This window comes from Actinoplanes sp. NPDC051343 (assembly GCF_044455125.1).
Taxonomy (GTDB): Bacteria; Actinomycetota; Actinomycetes; order Mycobacteriales; family Micromonosporaceae; genus Actinoplanes.
Genome location: NZ_JBITEL010000010.1, coordinates 103,793 through 121,244, shown reverse-complemented (window position 1 = coordinate 121,244; position 17,452 = coordinate 103,793). Strand labels below are relative to the sequence as shown.

Here is a 17,452-nt window from a genome sequence, read left to right as displayed (position 1 = left end):
GGGGTCGTGAAATCTTCCCTGCGTGCCGGGTTCGCCGGGGTGGCGTCCGCGGCAGTGGCGCTCGGGGTGGCCGAGGTCGTGGCGGTCCTCACCGGGCCGCTGTCGGCGCCACTGCTGGCGGTCGGCGGAGTGGTCGTCGACAACGTCCCCGGGCCGGTCAAGGACTTCGGGGTGCAGGTCTTCGGCGTGCACGACAAGACCGCCCTGATCACCGGCACGGCTCTGCTGCTGGCGGCGTACGCGTTCGTGGTCGGGCTGATCGCGCGGCGGCACTGGCGGGTGGCGCTGGTCGGGATCGCCCTGTTCGGGCTGGTCGGCGTCGCGGCCGCGATGACCCGGCACGACGCGTCCGCGCTGGCCGCCCTGCCGTCGCTGATCGGGGCCGGCCTGGCCGTCCCGGTGCTGCGTTATCTGCTGGGCGTCGCCGAGCCGGCGCGGGCGGACGGCCCGGAGGCCGACGGCGGCACCACCGACGAGACGGGACGCGGTTCTGCGGTTGGCCCGCGGGACACCGCGTACGTTCTGGAAAGCCGCCGCCGGTTCCTCAAAGCCGTCGGTGTCGCGGCCGGTGTGGCCGCGGTGAGCGGCCTCGCCGGCCGGTTCCTGACCTCGCGGCAGGCGGTGACCGAGGCGCGTGATGCGATCCGGCTGCCGGTGCCGCGGGAGCCGGCGCCGACGCTGCCGGCCGGGGTGCAGGTGCCCGGCGCGTCGCCCTACGTCGTGCCCAACCACGACTTCTATCGGATCGACACCGCGCTCTACCCACCTCAGGTGGACCCCTCGACCTGGCAGCTGACCATTCACGGGATGGTCCGCAACCCGATCACGATCACCTGGGAGCAGTTGCTGCAGCGCCCGATGATCGAGCGCTACGTGACGCTGACCTGCGTGTCCAATGAGGTAGGCGGCGATCTTGTGGGTAACGCGCTCTGGCTCGGCACGCCGATCAAGGCGCTGATCGAGGAGGCCGGTCCGCTGCCCGGCGCCGATCAGGTGATCCAGCGTTCGGTGGACGGCTGGACGTGCGGTACGCCGACCGCGGCGTTGCTCGACGGGCGGGACGCCCTGCTCTCGATCGGCATGAACGGGCAGCCGCTGCCGATCGAGCACGGCTTCCCGGTGCGGATGGTGGTGCCGGGGCTGTACGGGTACGTCAGCGCCTGCAAATGGATCACCGAGATCGAGCTGTCCCGGTTCGCCGACTTCGACGCGTACTGGGTGCCGCGCGGGTGGTCCCAGCAGGCGCCGATCAAGACCGAGTCGCGCATCGACACACCCCGCGACGGCTCCAAGCGGAAGGCCGGCACGGTCATGGTGGCCGGGGTGGCGTGGGCCCAGCACCGGGGGATCGGCAAGGTCGAGGTGCAGATCGACAACGGGCCCTGGGAGGTGGCGACACTCGCCGCCACGGTGTCCAGCGACACCTGGCGGGAGTGGAGCTACGCATGGCCGGCCACCCGCGGTAAGCACAGTGTGCGAGTTCGGGCGACCGACGCCACCGGAGAAACCCAAACCAGTGAACCGGCCGACCCGGCGCCCGACGGGGCCAGTGGATGGCACACCATCCAGGTCCAGGTCGATTAGTTGAAGGCCGCACTAGCGGTCCGTCGGGATTACGCAAGTCGCTCATACGGTGGCTTGCATGTCAGCCGATGCGGTTGTTGAAGAACCGCGGAACAACTCGACACGATCCCCCGACGGGGACCGTGTCGTCAGCTGTGTCGTGATGCCGCGCGATGGCCGGCGTCAGGCGGCCGGTGCCTGCCTCTGTGCCGGAACGGCCGACTTGTGGGGCCGGCCGAGACGGGCCTCGAGCCGAGCAAGGTCAACACGTCCGTGAGAACGGTCGGCGAGGTCCTCCCAGCCGACGGCGAGCAGCCGCAGCCGCTCCGCTTCGCTGAAACCTCCCCAGACCCCGTACGGTTCACGGACTGCCAGGGCGTGCGCCGCGCACTCCGCCCGCACCGGGCAGGCGGCACACATCGACTTGGCTTTGGCCTCACGGCGGTTGCGGGACGATCCGCGCTCGCCGTCGGGGTGGAAGAACTGGGCGGTGTCGCGGCCTCGGCAGAGGCCGAGACGCTGCCAGTCCCACAGGTCGGCGATGGGCCCGGGCAGTCTGCGAACGTTCGACATCAAACACCCTCCTCCCGCGCGGCACCGCGGTGTGTCGTCATGAGGGGCCTTGCTCAGGCCTGTCGCGGTGTTACCCCGGTGATCGGCGGCTCACACGCACCATCTCGATGTCTTCGGCTGTCGTATGACATCGGGCAAGCAACTGATACCGATCTTTCCCATTTTTTCCATCTAAAGCGCGTAATGCTGCGGCCCTCGCGTGATCTCCTCTGAGAGAGAAGGAGGATCACTGTGCGTACCGTCCTCGTGTGCGTCCGTACCCCGCTGGCGGCCCAGACCGTCGCGTCCACCGCGGCCCGGCTCGGCATGACCGGCGTCGTCCGGACCGCGGTCAGCGAGACCGAGGCCATGATCCGACTGGCTGAACGGCCGGCCGAAGTGGTCCTGGCCGACACAGCCGTGACCCGTCCCGACAGCGTCGGATTCACCCGGCGCGTACTAGCCCGCGCCCCCCAGGCGCAGGTCGTACTCTTCGGCGCCGAAGACCCGCGCGTCGCCGCGGCCGCAGTCGCCGCCGGCGCCCGCGGCGTAATCCGCGGCGTCGAACACGACCTGGTCAGCGTCGTCGCCAAAGCACTGCTCCTACTCCTGCTCCCGGTACGCCCCCAAGGCATGCCGATCAACGGCGCCAACGCCCAACCCGCCGCGGTCGCCGGCGGCGCCCGCAACACCAACTCGGCCGCGGCCCGCCAGGCCTACCAGAACGGCATGCCGATGGGCTCGCCCAACGCCGCCGCCGTACCCGCCATGCTGCCGAACTCGCCGATGGTCCCGGCACAGCGCGGCGACGCACCGATCGACCCCCTCACCGGACGGCCCATGGTGGCCTGGCCCGGGAACGAAACCCAGGTAGGAGTAGCCGACCCGGCCCCGGCCGGACGGCGGCTCACCCTCACCGAACGGGAACTGCAGGTACTCCGGGGAATGGCCGACGGGAAGAGCAACGCCGAGATCGGTCGGGAACTGTTCGTATCCGAGGACACTGTTAAGACTCATGCTCGGAGGTTGTTCCGGAAGTTGGGGGCTCGCGACCGTGCACATGCGGTGGCGGCTGGGTTCCGGGCTGGGCTTGTTGCTTAACGGTTTTTGGGTGGTTTGGTTTGGTTTGGTGCGTAGCGCTGGGCGTGGCTGGCGTTGGGACGTGGCTTGGCTGGGTAGTTGGCGCTGGACGTGGCTCGGCTGGGTGTGTGGCGCTGGGGCGTGGCGTGGCGTGGCGTGGCGTGGCTGGGCTGGGCTGGGTGCATTGCGCGGGCGACGTGGCTGGGGCGGGTGCTAAGCGCGGGCGACGTGGCTGGGCTGGGTGCACGCGGCTGCTGTGTTTGCTGGCTCCGCTTCGCTCCGCGGGCAATCGCCCCTTTGGGGCTGATGACTTGGCTCGTGGTTTTCTGACGCCAGCAAAACCCGCTGGCGGCAGAAAACCGCGGGCCAAGTCATCAGCGGGGCGATTGCGGGTGCTGGAGTGGCTACGGGGCAAACGTAAGTCGTGAGGCTGTTGCGGGGGTTGGGCTTGGTGGGGGCGGCCAGGGCCACGGCCACGGCCAGGGCCAGGGCCAGGGCCGGGCTTTGCCGGGGCTGGGCCCTGCGAGCGCCGGGGCTGGGCTTTGAGCGGGGCGGCTTCCCGAGCGCCGGGGCTGAGCTTGCCCGGGCGGCTTGGCGAGCGCCGGGGCTGAGCTTGCCCGGGGCTGGGCTTTGTAACGGTCGGGCGGCAGCCTGGGTTTGCGGCGGCTCTGTGTGGGCGGGTGGGCCGGGCGCGGCTGGGGTCGGTGGGGTGGTTAGGGCTGGTCTTCTTCGGTGCCTTCGGCCAACGTGTCGTGTACGCCGTCGGCGTAGCCTCGGGCGTACTCCCACGTGACGTAGTGGTCTGGGTCGGGGTCGTAGGCCGGCTCGTGCACGCGGGGGCGGCCGCTGGTCAGCAGGTGCCGGAGATTGCCGCGGAGCAGGTCCCAGTCGAAATAGTGCGGCTCGTGGCAGTCTTCGCACTCGATCACTAGCCCACGGATGCCCGCCGGGCTCAGCAACGCCTGATAGATCTCCAGGTCGGAGAGATCCTCCAGGACGTCCTGCCGCTCGGTGTCGGTCAGCGGTTCGGTCTCGTCGTCCTCTGGGAGGTCGTCGAGTCCCGCGGCCGGGTCGGCGGGGTCGCCGTTGAACGGGTCGATCGGCTCTTCTTGCACCCCCTTACCGTACCCACCTCCGGTAGGTGTGCGCTGGCCCGCACGTGCTGTCCGCCGCAGCAGGGCGGAGCGGGGCGATGGGTAGGATGAACACTCCGTCTTTCTGCAGTTAGGGATGCCCAGTGCCAAGTGAGTATGGGGAAACTGAGTCCGCCCGTTCTGAGTCGGCTCGCACCGTGCCTCTCGGCCTGACCTTCGACGACGTGCTGTTGCAGCCGGCCGAATCGGACGTCGTGCCCAGCCGGGTCAACACGATCACCCGGATGACCCGCGGCGTCGAGTTGTCGATTCCGCTGCTCTCGAGTGCGATGGACACCGTCACCGAGGCGCGCATGGCGATCGCCATGGCCCGGCAGGGCGGCATCGGTGTGCTGCACCGCAATCTCTCGCTGGAGGACCAGGCGTCCCAGGTCGACCTGGTGAAGCGGTCCGAGTCCGGCATGATCACCAACCCGATCACCTGCAGCCCCGACGACACCCTGCAGCAGGTCGACCAGATGTGCGCGCGCTACCGCATCTCGGGTCTGCCGGTGGTCGACGCGCAGGGCGTCCTGGTCGGCATCGTGACCAACCGCGACATGCGGTTCGTCACCGACACCAGCGCCAAGGTTCGCGAAGTCATGACCAAGATGCCGCTGGTGACCGCCCCGGTCGGGGTGCACAAGGAGGAGGCGCTCGCGCTCCTTTCCCAGCACAAGGTGGAGAAGCTGCCGCTGGTCGACGAGGGCGGCCACCTGCGCGGGCTGATCACGGTGAAGGACTTCGTCAAGTCCGAGCAGTACCCGAACGCGACCAAGGACCCGCAGGGCCGCCTGCGGGTGGCCGCGGCGGTCGGGGTGGGCGACGACTCGTACAAGCGGGCCCGCGCGCTGGTCGACGCCGGCGTCGACGTGGTCATCGTGGACACCGCGCACGGCCACCAGCGGGCGGTGCTCGAAATGGTGTCCCGCCTCAAGAAGGACACCGCGGTCGACATCGTGGGCGGCAACATCGCGACGTTCGCGGGGGCCACGGCTCTGGTCGAGGCGGGCGCCGACGCGGTCAAGGTGGGTGTCGGTCCCGGCGCCATCTGCACGACCCGGGTGGTGGCGGGGGTCGGCGTACCGCAGATCACCGCGATCATGGAGGCGTCCCGGGCCTGCCGCCCGGCCGGGGTTCCGGTGATCGCCGACGGCGGCATTCAATACAGCGGTGACATCGCCAAGGCGATCGTGGCCGGCGCCGACTCGGTGATGCTGGGCAGCCTGCTGGCCGGTTCCGAGGAGAGCCCCGGCGACCTCATCTTCATCAACGGCAAGCAGTACAAGTCCTATCGGGGCATGGGTTCGCTCGGTGCGATGCAGTCGCGCGGTCAGGCCAAGTCGTACTCGAAGGACCGTTATTTCCAGCAGGATGTCAACGAGGACAAGCTCGTCCCCGAGGGCGTCGAGGGCCAGGTGCCCTACCGCGGCCCGCTTTCCCGGGTGGCGCACCAGCTGGTCGGCGGCCTGCGGGCGGCGATGGGCTACACCGGTGCCGAGACCATCCCCGACTTGCAGGAGCGTGGGCAGCTCATCAGGATTACCGCTGCGGGCCTCAAGGAAAGCCACCCGCACGACATCCAGATGACTGTCGAGGCCCCGAATTACCACTCCCGCTAAAAGCGAGCGCTAAGAGGGCTGAGAAATATGCGTGACGTCGTGGAGATCGGTCTCGGCAAGACCGCTCAGCGCGGTTACCACCTGGACGACATCGCCATCGTCCCGAGCCGGCGGACCCGCGACGTGGACGACGTGTCCACGGAGTGGCGGCTCGACGCCTACCCGTTCAAGATCCCGTGCGTCGCGCATCCGTCCGACGCGACCATGAGTCCCGATTCGGCGGTCGCCCTGGGTCGTCTCGGCGGCCTGGGCGTGCTCAACGCCGAGGGCCTGTGGACGCGTTACGAGGACCCGACCAAGGTCCTGGAGGAGCTGGCCTCGCTCGACGAGGACGCCGACGCGACCAAGCGTCTCCAGGAGGTCTACGCCGAGCCGATCCGCCCCGAGCTGATCGCCGAGCGGGTCCGGACGATGCGCGACGGCGGCATCACCGTCGCCGTCCGGGTCTCGCCGCAGCACACCCTGGCGCTCGCCCCGGTCGTGCTCGACGCCGGCATCGATCTGCTGGTCATCCAGGGCACGCTGGTCAGTGCCGAGCACGTCTCGGTCACCGACGAGCCGCTCAACCTCAAGGAGTTCATCGCCGACCTCGACCTTCCGGTCATCGTCGGCGGGTGTACGGACTACAAGACGGCCCTGCACCTGATGCGTACCGGCGCGGCCGGAGTGATCGTGGGTGTCGGCGCCGACGAGTGGTCGACGACCGACACCGTGCTCGGCATCCGGGTGCCGATGGCGACCGCGATCGCCGACGCGGCGGCCGCCCGTCGTGACTACCTCGACGAGACCGGCGGGCGCTACGTCCACCTGATCGCCGACGGCGGCATCTCGACCAGCGGTGACATCGCCAAGGCGATCGGCTGCGGCGCCGACGCGGTGATGCTCGGCGAGCCGCTGTCGCTGGCCGAGGGCGCGCCCGCCGGCGGTGCCTGGTGGCACTCGGCGGCCAGTCACCCGTCGCTGCCGCGGGGCGGGTTCTGCATCGCGGGCGAGCCCGACGGCACGCTCGAGGAGCTGCTGTACGGCCCGGCCAACCGCCCCGACGGCCAGCTCAACCTGTTCGGCGGTCTGCGCCGGGCGATGGCCAAGTGCGGTTACCGCGACGTCAAGGAGTTCCAGAAGGTCGCGCTGGTCCTCGACCACTGAGGCCGGGCGGCGTGCGACGGGTGGTGCGGGCGGCCGCGGTGCTGGCCGCCCTTCTGCTCCTGGGCGCCTGCTCGGGCAAGCCGGACAAGCCGGTCGACTCGCAGGCGTTCGTCGACGGTGCGAAGGGCATCGGCGATTCCTATTTCCCGACGGCGGGCAACGGCGGCTACGACGTGGCCGGCTACGACCTGGCCCTGAAGTACGACCCGAAGTCGGGGCAGTTGGACGGCACGGCGACGATCACGGCGACCGCGACCGAGAACCTGAAGCGGTTCAATTTCGACCTGGCCCACCTCGGCGTGCGGTCGGTGACCGTCGGCGGCGGCGCCGCGAGGTCCGATGTGGACGGCGACGAGTTGCTGGTGACGCCCCCGAAGGGGATACGCCGCGGTGAGAGGATGACGGTCGTCGTCGCGTACGGCGGAAAGCCGCAGCAATTGCGCGATCCCGACATCGGTGGGGGTGGCTGGCTGCGCACGTCGGACGGTGCGCTCGCGCTCGGCCAGCCGCAGTCGGCGAGCACCTGGTACCCGGTGAACGACCACCCGGCCGACAAGGCGACGTTCAAGCTGGCCATGACCGTGCCGGACGGCCTCGACGTGATCAGCAACGGGGTGGCCGGCCCGCGGCCGAGCAGCGGCGGCTGGACGACCTGGAACTGGTCCGAGGCCTCGCCGATGGCCAGCTATCTGTCCACTGTCGTGATCGGACACTATCGGGTCGCGTCGTCCACCCACGACGGCAAACCGATGGTGATCGCGGTGCCGGCCGGGGTGCCGGCCGACGGTCCCGCCGCGACCTCGGTCGGCCGCACCGGCGAGATCGCCGACTTCCTGGCGAGCCGGTTCGGGCCCTATCCGTTCGACGCCTACGGCGCGATCGTGGTCGATGACAGCCGGATCGGCTACGCGCTGGAGACCCAGACCCGGCCCGCCTATGCCTCGTCGTTCTTCCACGACGGCCCCGACCTGACCGTGGTCGCCCACGAGTTGGCCCATCAGTGGTTCGGCGACAGCGTGGCACTCGAACGCTGGAAGGACATCTGGCTCAACGAGGGCTTCGCGACCTACGCCGAATGGCTGTGGACCGAGCACTCGGGCGGGGCGACCGTGGCGGAGTCGTTCGACCGGGCGTACAACGGTTTCCACTGGGGTGACCCGCCCGGCGACCCGGGGGTGTCCCGGCTCTTCGGCGACGCCGTCTATCAGCGCGGCGCGATGACGGTCTATGCGCTGCGCCAGGCGATGGGCGACGCCGCCTTCGGCCGGCTGCTCACGACCTGGACCAGCACTCATCGGGACGGCAACGGCACCACCGCCGAGATGAGGTCACTGGCCGAGCAGCTGTCCGGCCGGAACCTCGATGCGCTGTTCCAGGCCTGGCTCTTCGGCCGGACCAAGCCGCCGCATCCCTAGTGGTTGACCAGTTTCTTGTGGGCGGCGAGGAACGCGGCGACCTTGTCCTGTGCGACCGCCTTGAGGAACGCCTTGCCGTCGGACTTGAGGGCCTCGCCGCGGTAGGAGCCGCCGCTGCCGACGCCGGCGCCGGGCAGGCCGACCATGGTGATGCCGGACGCGGTCAGGTTGCGCAGGGCGTACGCGTATTCCAGAGGGGTGCGCCCGCCCACATCGACCAGTGACTTGCCGAGCGCGCCGATGATGCCCTGGAGTTTGGCCGAGTCGCCGCCCAGGTTCTGGGTGAGCGCCTTGGTCAGGATCGCCTCGACCAGCTGGCGCTGGTGCCGCTGCCGGTCGTAGTCACCGTTGGGCAGGCCGTACCGCTGGCGCGCGTAGTCGATCGCCTGCCAGCCGACGAAGTGGCGCTTGCCCGGCTTGTAGACCGCCTGCGGACCGGTGTAGTCGCCGCCGCCCGACTTGAGCGGCCGCAGCGAGCCGTCCGGCTTGCGGTGGTGCGACTTGACCGTCTCGTCGACCGTCATGTCGATGCCGCCCAGCTTGTCGACCAGCTTCGACAGGCCGCCGAAGTTGAGGATCGCGCCGGCCTGGAACGACTTGATGCCGGTGTAGTTGCTCAGCGTCCTGGTGAGCAGTTCGTAGCCCTGCGGCACGTTCGTCTTCTTCGAGCCGGGCACCCGCGACCCGCGGCTCATCGCCTCGGTCAGCTTGTAGGTGCCGCCGCCGAAGCCGGCCTTGCCGAACGCCGGCATCTTGACCAGCAGGTCGCGGGGGAGCGAGTAGAGGTACGCCGTCTTCAGGTCGGGCTCGACGTGCAGCAGCATGATCGCGTCGGAGTGCGGTTCCCAGTCGGGGATCGTCACGCGGGTGTCGACGCCGAGGATCACCAGGTCGAGCGGGCCCTTGATGTCGGCGCCGGGCGACGGTGGCGGGGTGGTCGGCGCGGCCGAGGTCGGTGCCGCGGCGGCCGGCTGCCCCGCGGGCTTCTTCGAACCCGAGGAGTGCGAACACGCGGTGCCGGTGGCGAGCAGCACCATGACCACCGCCCCGCCGATCGAGCGTCGCAACTTCGAAGTCCGCATGGCGGCACAGTAAATGACCGTTTCCAGCGGCACCAGAGCCGCAACCGCGCGCCCACCAAGACTCAACCCGTCGATTCCGAAGGTGGGGAGGCAGGCCGAAGCGACGGGGGAGCGGGATATGCGCGTACGGAACATGGTTTTGGGAGCCCTTGCGGCAATTGCCGTCACGCCGGCCCTTCCCGCTCATGCCGCCACCGCTTCGCAGACCTTGATCGTCGGCCTCAGGGCCGCCGATCGGAACGGGCCGGCCGGCGCCGAGGACCTCCCCGGTACGGGGGCCGTCACCGTTGACGTGCCGCGAGATCGTCTCGCCGACGCGTCGCGCAAGCTTGCCGCCGACCCCAACGTCGCCTACGTCGAGCCGGACCACGTCGCCCACGCGGCCGCGCTGACTCCGAACGACCCCGGCTACGCCGGCCAGTGGGGTGCCGTGCAGACCCGCGTCAACGAGGCCTGGTCGTCGGTGCGCGGCGCGAGCCGGGTCGTGATCGCGGTCGTCGACACCGGCGTGACCGCCACTCCCGACCTGGCCGGACGGGTGCTCGACGGCCACGACTTCGTCAACAACGACGACGACCCGCGCGACGACAGCGGCCACGGCACGATGGCCGCCGAGGTGGCCGGGGCCAACGGCTACAACGGTGCCGGCATCGCCGGTGTCTGCTGGGCCTGCCGGATTCTGCCGGTCAAGGTGCTGGGCAAGGACGGCAGCGGCAGCTACAGCGACATCGCCGAGGGCATCCGGTACGCCGCCGACCGGGGCGCCAACGTGATCAACCTGTCGCTGAGCGGCACCGACGACAGCCGGTTGCTGCGCGACGCGGTGGCCTACGCGACCGGCAAGGGTTCTCTGGTGCTGGCCGCGGCCGGCAACGACGGCTCGAGCACCCTGCACTACCCGGCCGCGGTTCCGGCCGTGCTCGCGGTCGGCGGAGAGACCAGTACCGGCGCCCGCTACCCGTGGTCCAACTACGGCAGCTGGGTCGACGTGACCGCACCCGGGTGCAACCCGTCGCAGGCCCTGAACGGCTCGATCGAGCAGTACTGCGGCACGTCGTCGGCGACGCCGTTCACCGCCGGGGTGGCGGGCCTGCTGGCCTCGACCGACCCCGCGCCGTCGGCGGCCACGATCCGGGCCGCGCTGGCCGCCTCCCGGGTCGGCTCGACCGGCCGGATCGACGCCCTGAACGCGCTCAACGCGCTGCCGTACGCCGGTGACAAGACCGCGCCGGCCCTGGTCTTCGCGACCGTTCCGCACGTGACCCGGGGGATCGTCACGGCCACGGTCGCCGCCTCCGACCAGCACGGTGTCGCCAAGGTCCAATTTTATGCCGGCGGCCGGCTCGTCGCGACCGACACCACCGCTCCCTACTCGCTGTCGTGGAAGGCGACGGCCAAGGGTGTGGTCGCTCTGCAGGTGCGCGCGTACGACCGGGCCGGTAACGCGGCGGGCACCGCTCGCGGTGTGAAAATCTGACCCTCGGTAAACTTCGGCCGGTGACTACCCCGCGTCCCGTTCTCGTCGTCGACTTCGGCGCACAGTACGCCCAGCTGATCGCCCGCCGCGTCCGTGAGGCGCGGGTCTACTCGGAGATCGTGCCGCACTCGATGCCGGTCGCCGAGATGCTGGCGAAAAACCCGGCCGCGATCATCCTGTCCGGCGGCCCGTCCAGCGTCTACGAGGCGGGCGCGCCCGGGCTCGACGCCACCCTGTTCGACAACGACGTGCCGGTCTTCGGCATCTGCTACGGCTTCCAGGCGATGGCCCAGGCGCTGGGCGGCACGGTCGCGCACACCGGCTCCCGCGAGTACGGCCGCACCCTGTTGACCGCCCAGGGCGGCACCCTGCTGCGTTCGCTGCCGGCCGATCTGCCGGTCTGGATGAGCCACGGCGACAGCGTCGCGGTCGCGCCGCAGGGCTTCGCGGTCACCGCGTCGACGCCGGGCGCGCCGGTCGCCGCGTTCGAGGATCTGAACAGCAGGCGGGCCGGCGTGCAGTTCCACCCCGAGGTGGCGCACACCGAGCAGGGCCAGGAGATGCTCAAGCGCTTCCTGTACGACATCGCCGGCCTCGAACCGACCTGGACGCCCACCAACATCATCGAGGACCAGGTCGCGGCGATCCGCGAGCAGGTCGGCGACAAGCAGGTGATCTGCGGTCTGTCCGGCGGCGTCGACTCGGCGGTCGCCGCCGCACTCGTGCACAAGGCCATCGGCGACCAGCTGACCTGCGTGTTCGTCGACCACGGGCTGCTGCGGGCGGGCGAGGCCGAGCAGGTCGAGAAGGACTACGTGGCGGCCACCGGCATCCGGCTCAAGGTGGTCGACGCGGCCGACATCTTCCTTGGGCACCTGGCCGGGGTCATCGACCCCGAGCAGAAGCGCAAGATCATCGGCCGGGAGTTCATCCGGACGTTCGAGGCGGCGGCCCGTGAGCTGGACGCCGAGCGGCACATCGAGTTCCTGGTGCAGGGCACGCTCTACCCGGACGTGGTCGAGTCGGGTGGCGGCACCGGCACCGCCAACATCAAGTCGCACCACAACGTCGGCGGGCTCCCCGACGATCTCCAGTTCGCGCTGATCGAGCCGCTCCGCACGCTGTTCAAGGACGAGGTGCGGGCGCTCGGCGCCGAGCTGGGGCTGCCCGAGGAGATGGTCCAGCGGCAGCCGTTCCCGGGTCCCGGCCTGGCCATCCGCATCATCGGCGCGGTCGACCGGGGCCGGCTCGACATTCTGCGCGCCGCCGACCTGATCGCCCGCGAGGAGCTGACCGCGGCCGGGCTCGACCGCGACGTCTGGCAGTTCCCGGTGGTGCTGCTGGCCGACGTCCGCAGCGTCGGCGTGCAGGGCGACGGCCGCAGTTACGGCCACCCGGTCGTGCTGCGCCCGGTATCGAGCGAGGACGCGATGACGGCGGACTGGTCGCGCCTGCCGTACGACCTGATCGCCCGCATCTCGACCCGCATCACCAACGAGGTGCGCGAGGTCAACCGGGTGGTGCTCGACGTGACGAGCAAGCCGCCGGGCACTATCGAGTGGGAGTAGGTACCTCTTCGGGGATCAGGAACCACATGAGGGGGTAGGCGAGCAGCGCCGCACCCCAGGTGGCCGCGGCGAGGATCGCGAAGCCGACCCGGATCAGCACCGGGTCGACGCCGAAGTAGCGGCCGAGGCCGCTGCAGACGCCGGCCACGATCCGGTCGTCGAGGGGCCGGCGGAGTAGCTTGTACGCGGTGACTGTCATGCCTCGATGGTCGCCGCGGACGGCCCCCGACGACCTCGGTGACCGCCCGGATACCGACCCTGATTTGTGGATACGCCCGGTAATGGCCCGACTGCGTGGTGTCCGACGCAACGCTCTGATCTGCGGTTACGTTCTGCGATCAGTCTGTCAGGAATTTGACAGACGTTTTCTGAAGGTAACGTAAACCGGGCAGAATGCCGCCGTGACCCCCGCACTCGAACCGCTTCGCCGGATCGCCGCGTACGCCGTCGCCACCGATGACGACGGTCGTGTCCTGTTGGTCCGGGCGTCCAGTCGCTCCGGCACTCCGGGCGTCTGGTCGCTACCGGGCGGCGCCGTCGACCACGGCGAGGACCCCAACCACACCGTCGTCCGGGAAACCGCCGCCGAGACCGGGCTCTCGGTGGCCGTGACCGGGCTGCGCGACGTCCTCGCGGACATGCGCTCGCTGCCGCACCGCGGCGTCACCATCCACACGGATCGCCTCATCTACACCGTCTCCATCCGCGGCGGCAATCTCGTCGACCGGGTCGGGCACCCCACCGACCTGGCCCGCTGGCACACGATCGAGGAGGCGTCCCGCCTCAAACTGCGGACCTTCGCGGCCGCCGCACTCGGTCTCGACACCTCGGCCGGCGACCTGCGTCCCGAGATCGCCCCGGACTTCCCGTCCTTCTACGCCTACCCCGGGCCGGACGGGCTGCACCGCGCGCAGCGCTTCGCGGCGTACGCGATCGCCACCGACCCGCACGACAACCTGCTGATGACCCGCATCGCCCCCGGTTACCCGGGTGCGGGCCGCTGGCACCTGCCGGGCGGCGGCACCGACTACGGCGAGCAGCCGGGCACCGCCCTCATCCGGGAACTCGTCGAGGAGACCGGGCAGGAGGGCCGGCTGATCGAACTGCTCGGCGTGGCCAGCCACCGGGACGCGGCGTCGCTCGGCCCCGAGGGCTATCCGATCGACTGGCACGGCGTGCGTGCCTTCTATCGGGTGGTCGTCGACAAGCCGACCGAGGTCGTGATCAAGGATGTGGGCGGATCCACGTCGGAGGCCCTCTGGATGCCGTTGGCCCAGGTGGCGGCCCTGTCCGAGGACGAGGTGACGGAAATTACGGCCGAGGCGCTGCGGAAGGCGCAACTAATCTAGGGCGATGAAGATCAGACGGGTCGGCTCCTACGGGATCTGCCGGAACGCCGACGGCCGGGTGCTGCTGGCCCGCAATTCGGACCTCAGCGAGTTCCCCGGGCAGTGGACATTGCCCGGGGGCGGCGTCGAGCAGGGCGAGCACCCCGACGACGCGGTCGTCCGGGAGTTCGCCGAGGAGACCGGTCTGTCGGTGCTCATCGACACGCTCCGCACGGTGACCGCCGACGTGGTGCGGCTAGCGACCGGGCCGCTGGAACACACAGACCGGTTGGTCTACGACGTCTCGGTCATCGGCGGCTCATTGCGAGCCGAGACCGGCGGCACGACCGATCGAGTTGAGTGGATCCCCTCACAGGAGCTCGCCGGACTTTCCCTGATGCCGTTCACGGCCTATGCGCTCGGCCTCACGGACTCGCCGCCTCCGGCGACATCGTCCGACGAGCCTCTCGCTCGCCCGGAGCGGGTCCAGCGCTTCGGGGCGTACGCGGCGGCCACCGACCCCGATCGGCGGATCCTGCTCACCCAGATCAGCGAGGGCTACGGCGGCGCCGGACTCTGGCACGTGCCCGGTGGTGGCACCGACCACGGGGAGACGCCTGAGCAGGCGCTCCACCGCGAGTTGTACGAGGAGACGTCCCAGCGCGGCCGGGTGACCGGTCTGCTCGGGGTGTCGCATCGCTACGACCCAGCGGCCCTCGGCCCCGAGAAGCGGCCGATCGACTGGCACACGATCCGCATTCTGTTCCGGGTCGAGATCGACGTGCCGACCGAGGCCGTGATCACCGAGGATGCGGGCGGCTCGACCTCGCAGGCCGGCTGGTTCACGCGGGACGAGATCGACAAGCTGGAGTTGACGGAGCTGGCCCGCGCGGCCGTGGAGGAGATCGATAGTGAAAAGACGCGTTAAACTTGCCGCACGAAGAAGGTTCACGCGACTAACCAGCTGAACTTCTCAAAACTGGGCATGGAGGACGCAGCGCACCCTTACCGAGGGCGCCATCTGATGTCTCGCCAAGGCCGTTCGGCTGTGCGATGGTGTAACCCGCCATTCCCCCGCGTCCGTCTCAACAACGGGCGACACCCCCAACAACCCGCCGCAAAACCCAGCCGGTGGACCGTCCGATCCCCATGGAGGAAGCAAGTGCCGAGTACCCCTTGGCGCCGGCGGCGTACGACGGATAGTCCCCGTCCCGCCGGGCGTCGTTGGGCAGGCCGGTTGCGCCGCGGCGGAAGCATCGCCCGGCAGGCCCTGCTGGTGCGGGTGGGCCGCCGATCCGGAGGAGACTCCGGACGCGCTGCCACCGCCACCCGGGCCGAGGTGATCTACACGGGGCCGGAAGTCGTCACGCCCCGTCCGACCCTCCCGACCGGCGTACACATGGCAGCCTCCGCCCCGGCCATCGCGGCCTCGGTCGTCGAGGCCGAAGCGGCCGTCTCCCTGCTGCCCGGCGAGCACACGGTCGCCCGACGGCTCCGGTTCGCGCTGGTCAACGGCTGCACCCTGGCCAGCCTGGCCCTCGGCCTGGTCGCGATCTTCCTGGCGATGCACGGCGAGGTGCGCGGCGCGGCCGCCTGCCTGGTCGCCTGCGTGGCATTCGACGGCCTCGACGGCGCGCTCGCCCGCAAGCTGGGCGTGTCGAGCCCGTTCGGCGCCCAGATGGACTCGCTGGCCGACATGTGCTCGTTCGGTCTGGCCGCCCCGGTGGTCGTCTACTCGTCGCTGGCCCATGAGGTGCCCACGGCCGCGGCGATGGTCGCCTGCATCATGGTGGCCGCGTGCGCCGCGATCCGGCTCGCCCGGTTCAACGTCTCGCCCAAGGACGGCAAGTTCTTCTGCGGCGTGCCCACTACGATGGCCGCGGCTGTGCTGGCACTCACCGTGCTGATCGACCTGCCGCTGCCCGGCTTCGCCGTGCTCGGTGGGGTGGCACTGCTCGCCTTCGCGATGGTGTCCAGCTTCCCGTACGCGAAGCTGGCCCGCCTGCTCAAGCTGCCGCCGTGGCTGCTGGCGCTCCCGCTGGTGGCCGCGTTCGTCGACGCCCGGCTCACCTTCGTCGCGGTCGTCGCGACGTACCTCATGAGTGGCCCGATCATGTGGGCGCGGGACAAGCGCGCTTGAGCTAGGCGGCTCCGCTTCGCTCCGCGGCAATCGCCGGTAGGGGGCCGCTCCGTCAGGGGCGGCCTTCCTGTCGTTGCGTTCAGATCCAGCGGGCGATGACGGTCGAGCCGCCGACGACCTTGTCCTGCACCGCGACCAGCGACTCGGCCTTGTCGGCGGGCAGGTAGACGTCCGTGCGGGAACCGAAGCGGATAAGGCCCATCCGCTCGCCCCGGGCGACCAGCGTGCCCACCGGCACCCGCTGCACGATGCGGCGGGCGATCAGGCCGGTGCGCTGGGCGACCACAACCGTGCCGCGCTCGGTGTCGAGCACGGTGTATGCCGCGACGTTGTGCTCGGCGGCCGCCGTCATCGCGTTGGCGTACCCGCCGTCCTCGACGAAGTAGTCGGCCACCCGGCCGGCCACCGGCACCCGGTTGACGTGCACGTCGAGCACCGACAGGAACACCGCGATGCGCAGGAACTCGCCCGGCCCGAACCGCTCGTCGGTCATCCGCTCGACCGACAGCACGCGGCCGTCGGCCGAGGCCACCACCGCGGCCGGGTCGGACGGGGCCTCGCGCTCGGGATCGCGGAAGAACGCCGCCACCGGAGCCGCGGCCAGCGCGGGCAGCAGCCAGAGCTTCGACTTCGGGCGGGCGATGCGGGCCACCGCGGCCAGGCCGAGCGCGATGCCGGCCGCGGCCACGCCGTTGGAGTCGAGGTGCATGCCGCGGGTGACCGGCACGCTGGACGGCCGGTAAACCGGGGAGAGAGTGCTTGCCACCTGCGGCGACGCGGGAGTGAAACGCAGCTTGTGCACGCGCAGCGGCGGCTGGTTGCGGACGACCAGGTCGGAGCCGACCCCGAACAGCGCGCTCTGCCGGAACAACTCGGCCGCGGCCCCGCCCGTACGCCCCGGGAGTGCCGGCGTCGCGAGGGTGACCACCGCACCGTCGGTGAGGTATTTGCCCACCCGGTCGAGCAGGCCCCGGACCTCGTCGGTGGTGCCGGTCACCGGCTCACCCACGATGACCACGTCGGCCGGCTGCGCCTCGTCGAGCGAGTCGACGATCTTCACCCGGTCGGCGATCCAGCTGCCGAGGCCGTCGATGTGGTCGCGGAGCAGGTCGGCGGTGCTGCGCTCGCCGGCCACCAGGGTGAGCGTGTCACCGGGCAGCAGCGCCTCGACGGCCGAGGCCACCACGAGCGAGGCGTGATCGGCGCCGATGACCAGGGCGGACGTCGCCACGTTGGGCCGGGCGAACTCGGCGGTCAGGGCACGCGCGGCGATGGGGCCGACGCCGGCGACGGGCGCATTGGACACGGCGGGAAACGGGGTCATGCCGTCGAGCATAATGACGCCG

Annotated in this window: 15 protein-coding genes; 10 read left to right on the top strand and 5 right to left on the bottom strand. The window is 70.5% G+C overall.

Translation table 11 applies throughout. The features are described from left to right. Positions 1–6: 6 nt before the first annotated feature. Entirely contained in the window at positions 7–1,584 is a 1,578-nt protein-coding gene (locus ACIA5C_RS30650; RefSeq protein ID WP_396060883.1) for a molybdopterin-dependent oxidoreductase, read from the top strand. Positions 1,585–1,746: 162 nt separating this feature from the next. Here the strand turns inward: ACIA5C_RS30650 and ACIA5C_RS30645 are convergent, their stop codons facing one another. Continuing rightward, positions 1,747–2,136, bottom strand: a complete 390-nt coding sequence (locus ACIA5C_RS30645) for a WhiB family transcriptional regulator (protein WP_396060880.1) — start codon at positions 2,134–2,136, stop codon at positions 1,747–1,749. A 231-nt stretch (positions 2,137–2,367) separates the two neighbouring features. Between ACIA5C_RS30645 and ACIA5C_RS30640 the strand changes: the two genes are divergently transcribed. Beyond that, positions 2,368–3,216, top strand: a complete 849-nt coding sequence (locus ACIA5C_RS30640; RefSeq protein WP_396060878.1) for a response regulator transcription factor — start codon at positions 2,368–2,370, stop codon at positions 3,214–3,216. 692 nt (positions 3,217–3,908) lie between these two features. Here the strand turns inward: ACIA5C_RS30640 and ACIA5C_RS30635 are convergent. Beyond that, complete coding sequence (locus ACIA5C_RS30635; RefSeq protein ID WP_396060876.1) at positions 3,909–4,310, bottom strand: DUF5319 domain-containing protein; 402 nt, start codon at positions 4,308–4,310, stop codon at positions 3,909–3,911. Positions 4,311–4,432: 122 nt separating this feature from the next. Between ACIA5C_RS30635 and guaB the strand changes: the two genes are divergently transcribed. The 3 genes from guaB to ACIA5C_RS30620 are packed head-to-tail and all read left to right on the top strand — an operon-like array spanning position 4,433 to position 8,511. Continuing rightward, on the top strand, positions 4,433–5,950 hold the full coding sequence (gene guaB, locus ACIA5C_RS30630; protein WP_396060874.1) for an IMP dehydrogenase: 1,518 nt from the start codon (positions 4,433–4,435) through the stop codon (positions 5,948–5,950). Positions 5,951–5,977: 27 nt separating this feature from the next. Beyond that, on the top strand, positions 5,978–7,096 hold the full coding sequence (locus ACIA5C_RS30625; RefSeq protein WP_396060872.1) for a GuaB3 family IMP dehydrogenase-related protein: 1,119 nt from the start codon (positions 5,978–5,980) through the stop codon (positions 7,094–7,096). Then, positions 7,093–8,511, top strand: a complete 1,419-nt coding sequence (locus ACIA5C_RS30620) for a M1 family metallopeptidase (protein ID WP_396061576.1) — start codon at positions 7,093–7,095, stop codon at positions 8,509–8,511. The genes ACIA5C_RS30625 and ACIA5C_RS30620 overlap by 4 nt, the downstream gene beginning before the upstream one ends. On the opposite strand, the gene ACIA5C_RS30615 is transcribed toward ACIA5C_RS30620, so the two are convergent. Continuing rightward, the gene (locus tag ACIA5C_RS30615) at positions 8,508–9,593 is read right to left on the bottom strand and encodes an LCP family protein (protein WP_396060870.1); all 1,086 of its coding nucleotides are present in this window, start codon (positions 9,591–9,593) and stop codon (positions 8,508–8,510) included. The genes ACIA5C_RS30620 and ACIA5C_RS30615 overlap by 4 nt on opposite strands. Positions 9,594–9,711: 118 nt before the next feature. On the opposite strand from ACIA5C_RS30615, the gene ACIA5C_RS30610 reads away from it, so the two are divergent. Next, complete coding sequence (locus ACIA5C_RS30610) at positions 9,712–11,070, top strand: S8 family serine peptidase (protein WP_396060868.1); 1,359 nt, start codon at positions 9,712–9,714, stop codon at positions 11,068–11,070. A 20-nt stretch (positions 11,071–11,090) separates the two neighbouring features. Further along, positions 11,091–12,638, top strand: coding sequence for a glutamine-hydrolyzing GMP synthase (guaA, locus tag ACIA5C_RS30605; protein WP_396060866.1), 1,548 nt, complete (start codon positions 11,091–11,093; stop codon positions 12,636–12,638). On the opposite strand, the gene ACIA5C_RS30600 is transcribed toward guaA, so the two are convergent. Further along, entirely contained in the window at positions 12,622–12,837 is a 216-nt protein-coding gene (locus ACIA5C_RS30600; protein WP_396060864.1) for a PspC domain-containing protein, read from the bottom strand. The genes guaA and ACIA5C_RS30600 overlap by 17 nt on opposite strands. A 202-nt stretch (positions 12,838–13,039) precedes the next feature. On the opposite strand from ACIA5C_RS30600, the gene ACIA5C_RS30595 reads away from it, so the two are divergent. The 3 genes from ACIA5C_RS30595 to ACIA5C_RS30585 all read left to right on the top strand — a co-directional run bounded on the left by ACIA5C_RS30595 (position 13,040) and on the right by ACIA5C_RS30585 (position 16,106). After that, positions 13,040–13,987 carry an NUDIX hydrolase gene (locus ACIA5C_RS30595; protein WP_396060862.1) on the top strand — a complete coding sequence of 316 codons (948 nt, stop codon included), beginning with the start codon at positions 13,040–13,042 and terminating at the stop codon, positions 13,985–13,987. 4 nt (positions 13,988–13,991) lie between these two features. Further along, positions 13,992–14,894 carry an NUDIX hydrolase gene (locus ACIA5C_RS30590; protein ID WP_396060859.1) on the top strand — a complete coding sequence of 301 codons (903 nt, stop codon included), beginning with the start codon at positions 13,992–13,994 and terminating at the stop codon, positions 14,892–14,894. A 309-nt stretch (positions 14,895–15,203) separates the two neighbouring features. Beyond that, the gene (locus tag ACIA5C_RS30585) at positions 15,204–16,106 is read left to right on the top strand and encodes a CDP-alcohol phosphatidyltransferase family protein (RefSeq protein ID WP_396060857.1); all 903 of its coding nucleotides are present in this window, start codon (positions 15,204–15,206) and stop codon (positions 16,104–16,106) included. A gap of 79 nt (positions 16,107–16,185) precedes the next feature. Here ACIA5C_RS30585 and ACIA5C_RS30580 read toward each other — a convergent pair whose 3' ends face one another. Continuing rightward, a complete protein-coding gene (locus ACIA5C_RS30580) occupies positions 16,186–17,430 on the bottom strand; it encodes a phosphatidylserine decarboxylase (protein ID WP_396060854.1) in 1,245 nt (414 codons plus the stop codon). Positions 17,431–17,452: the final 22 nt, after the last annotated feature.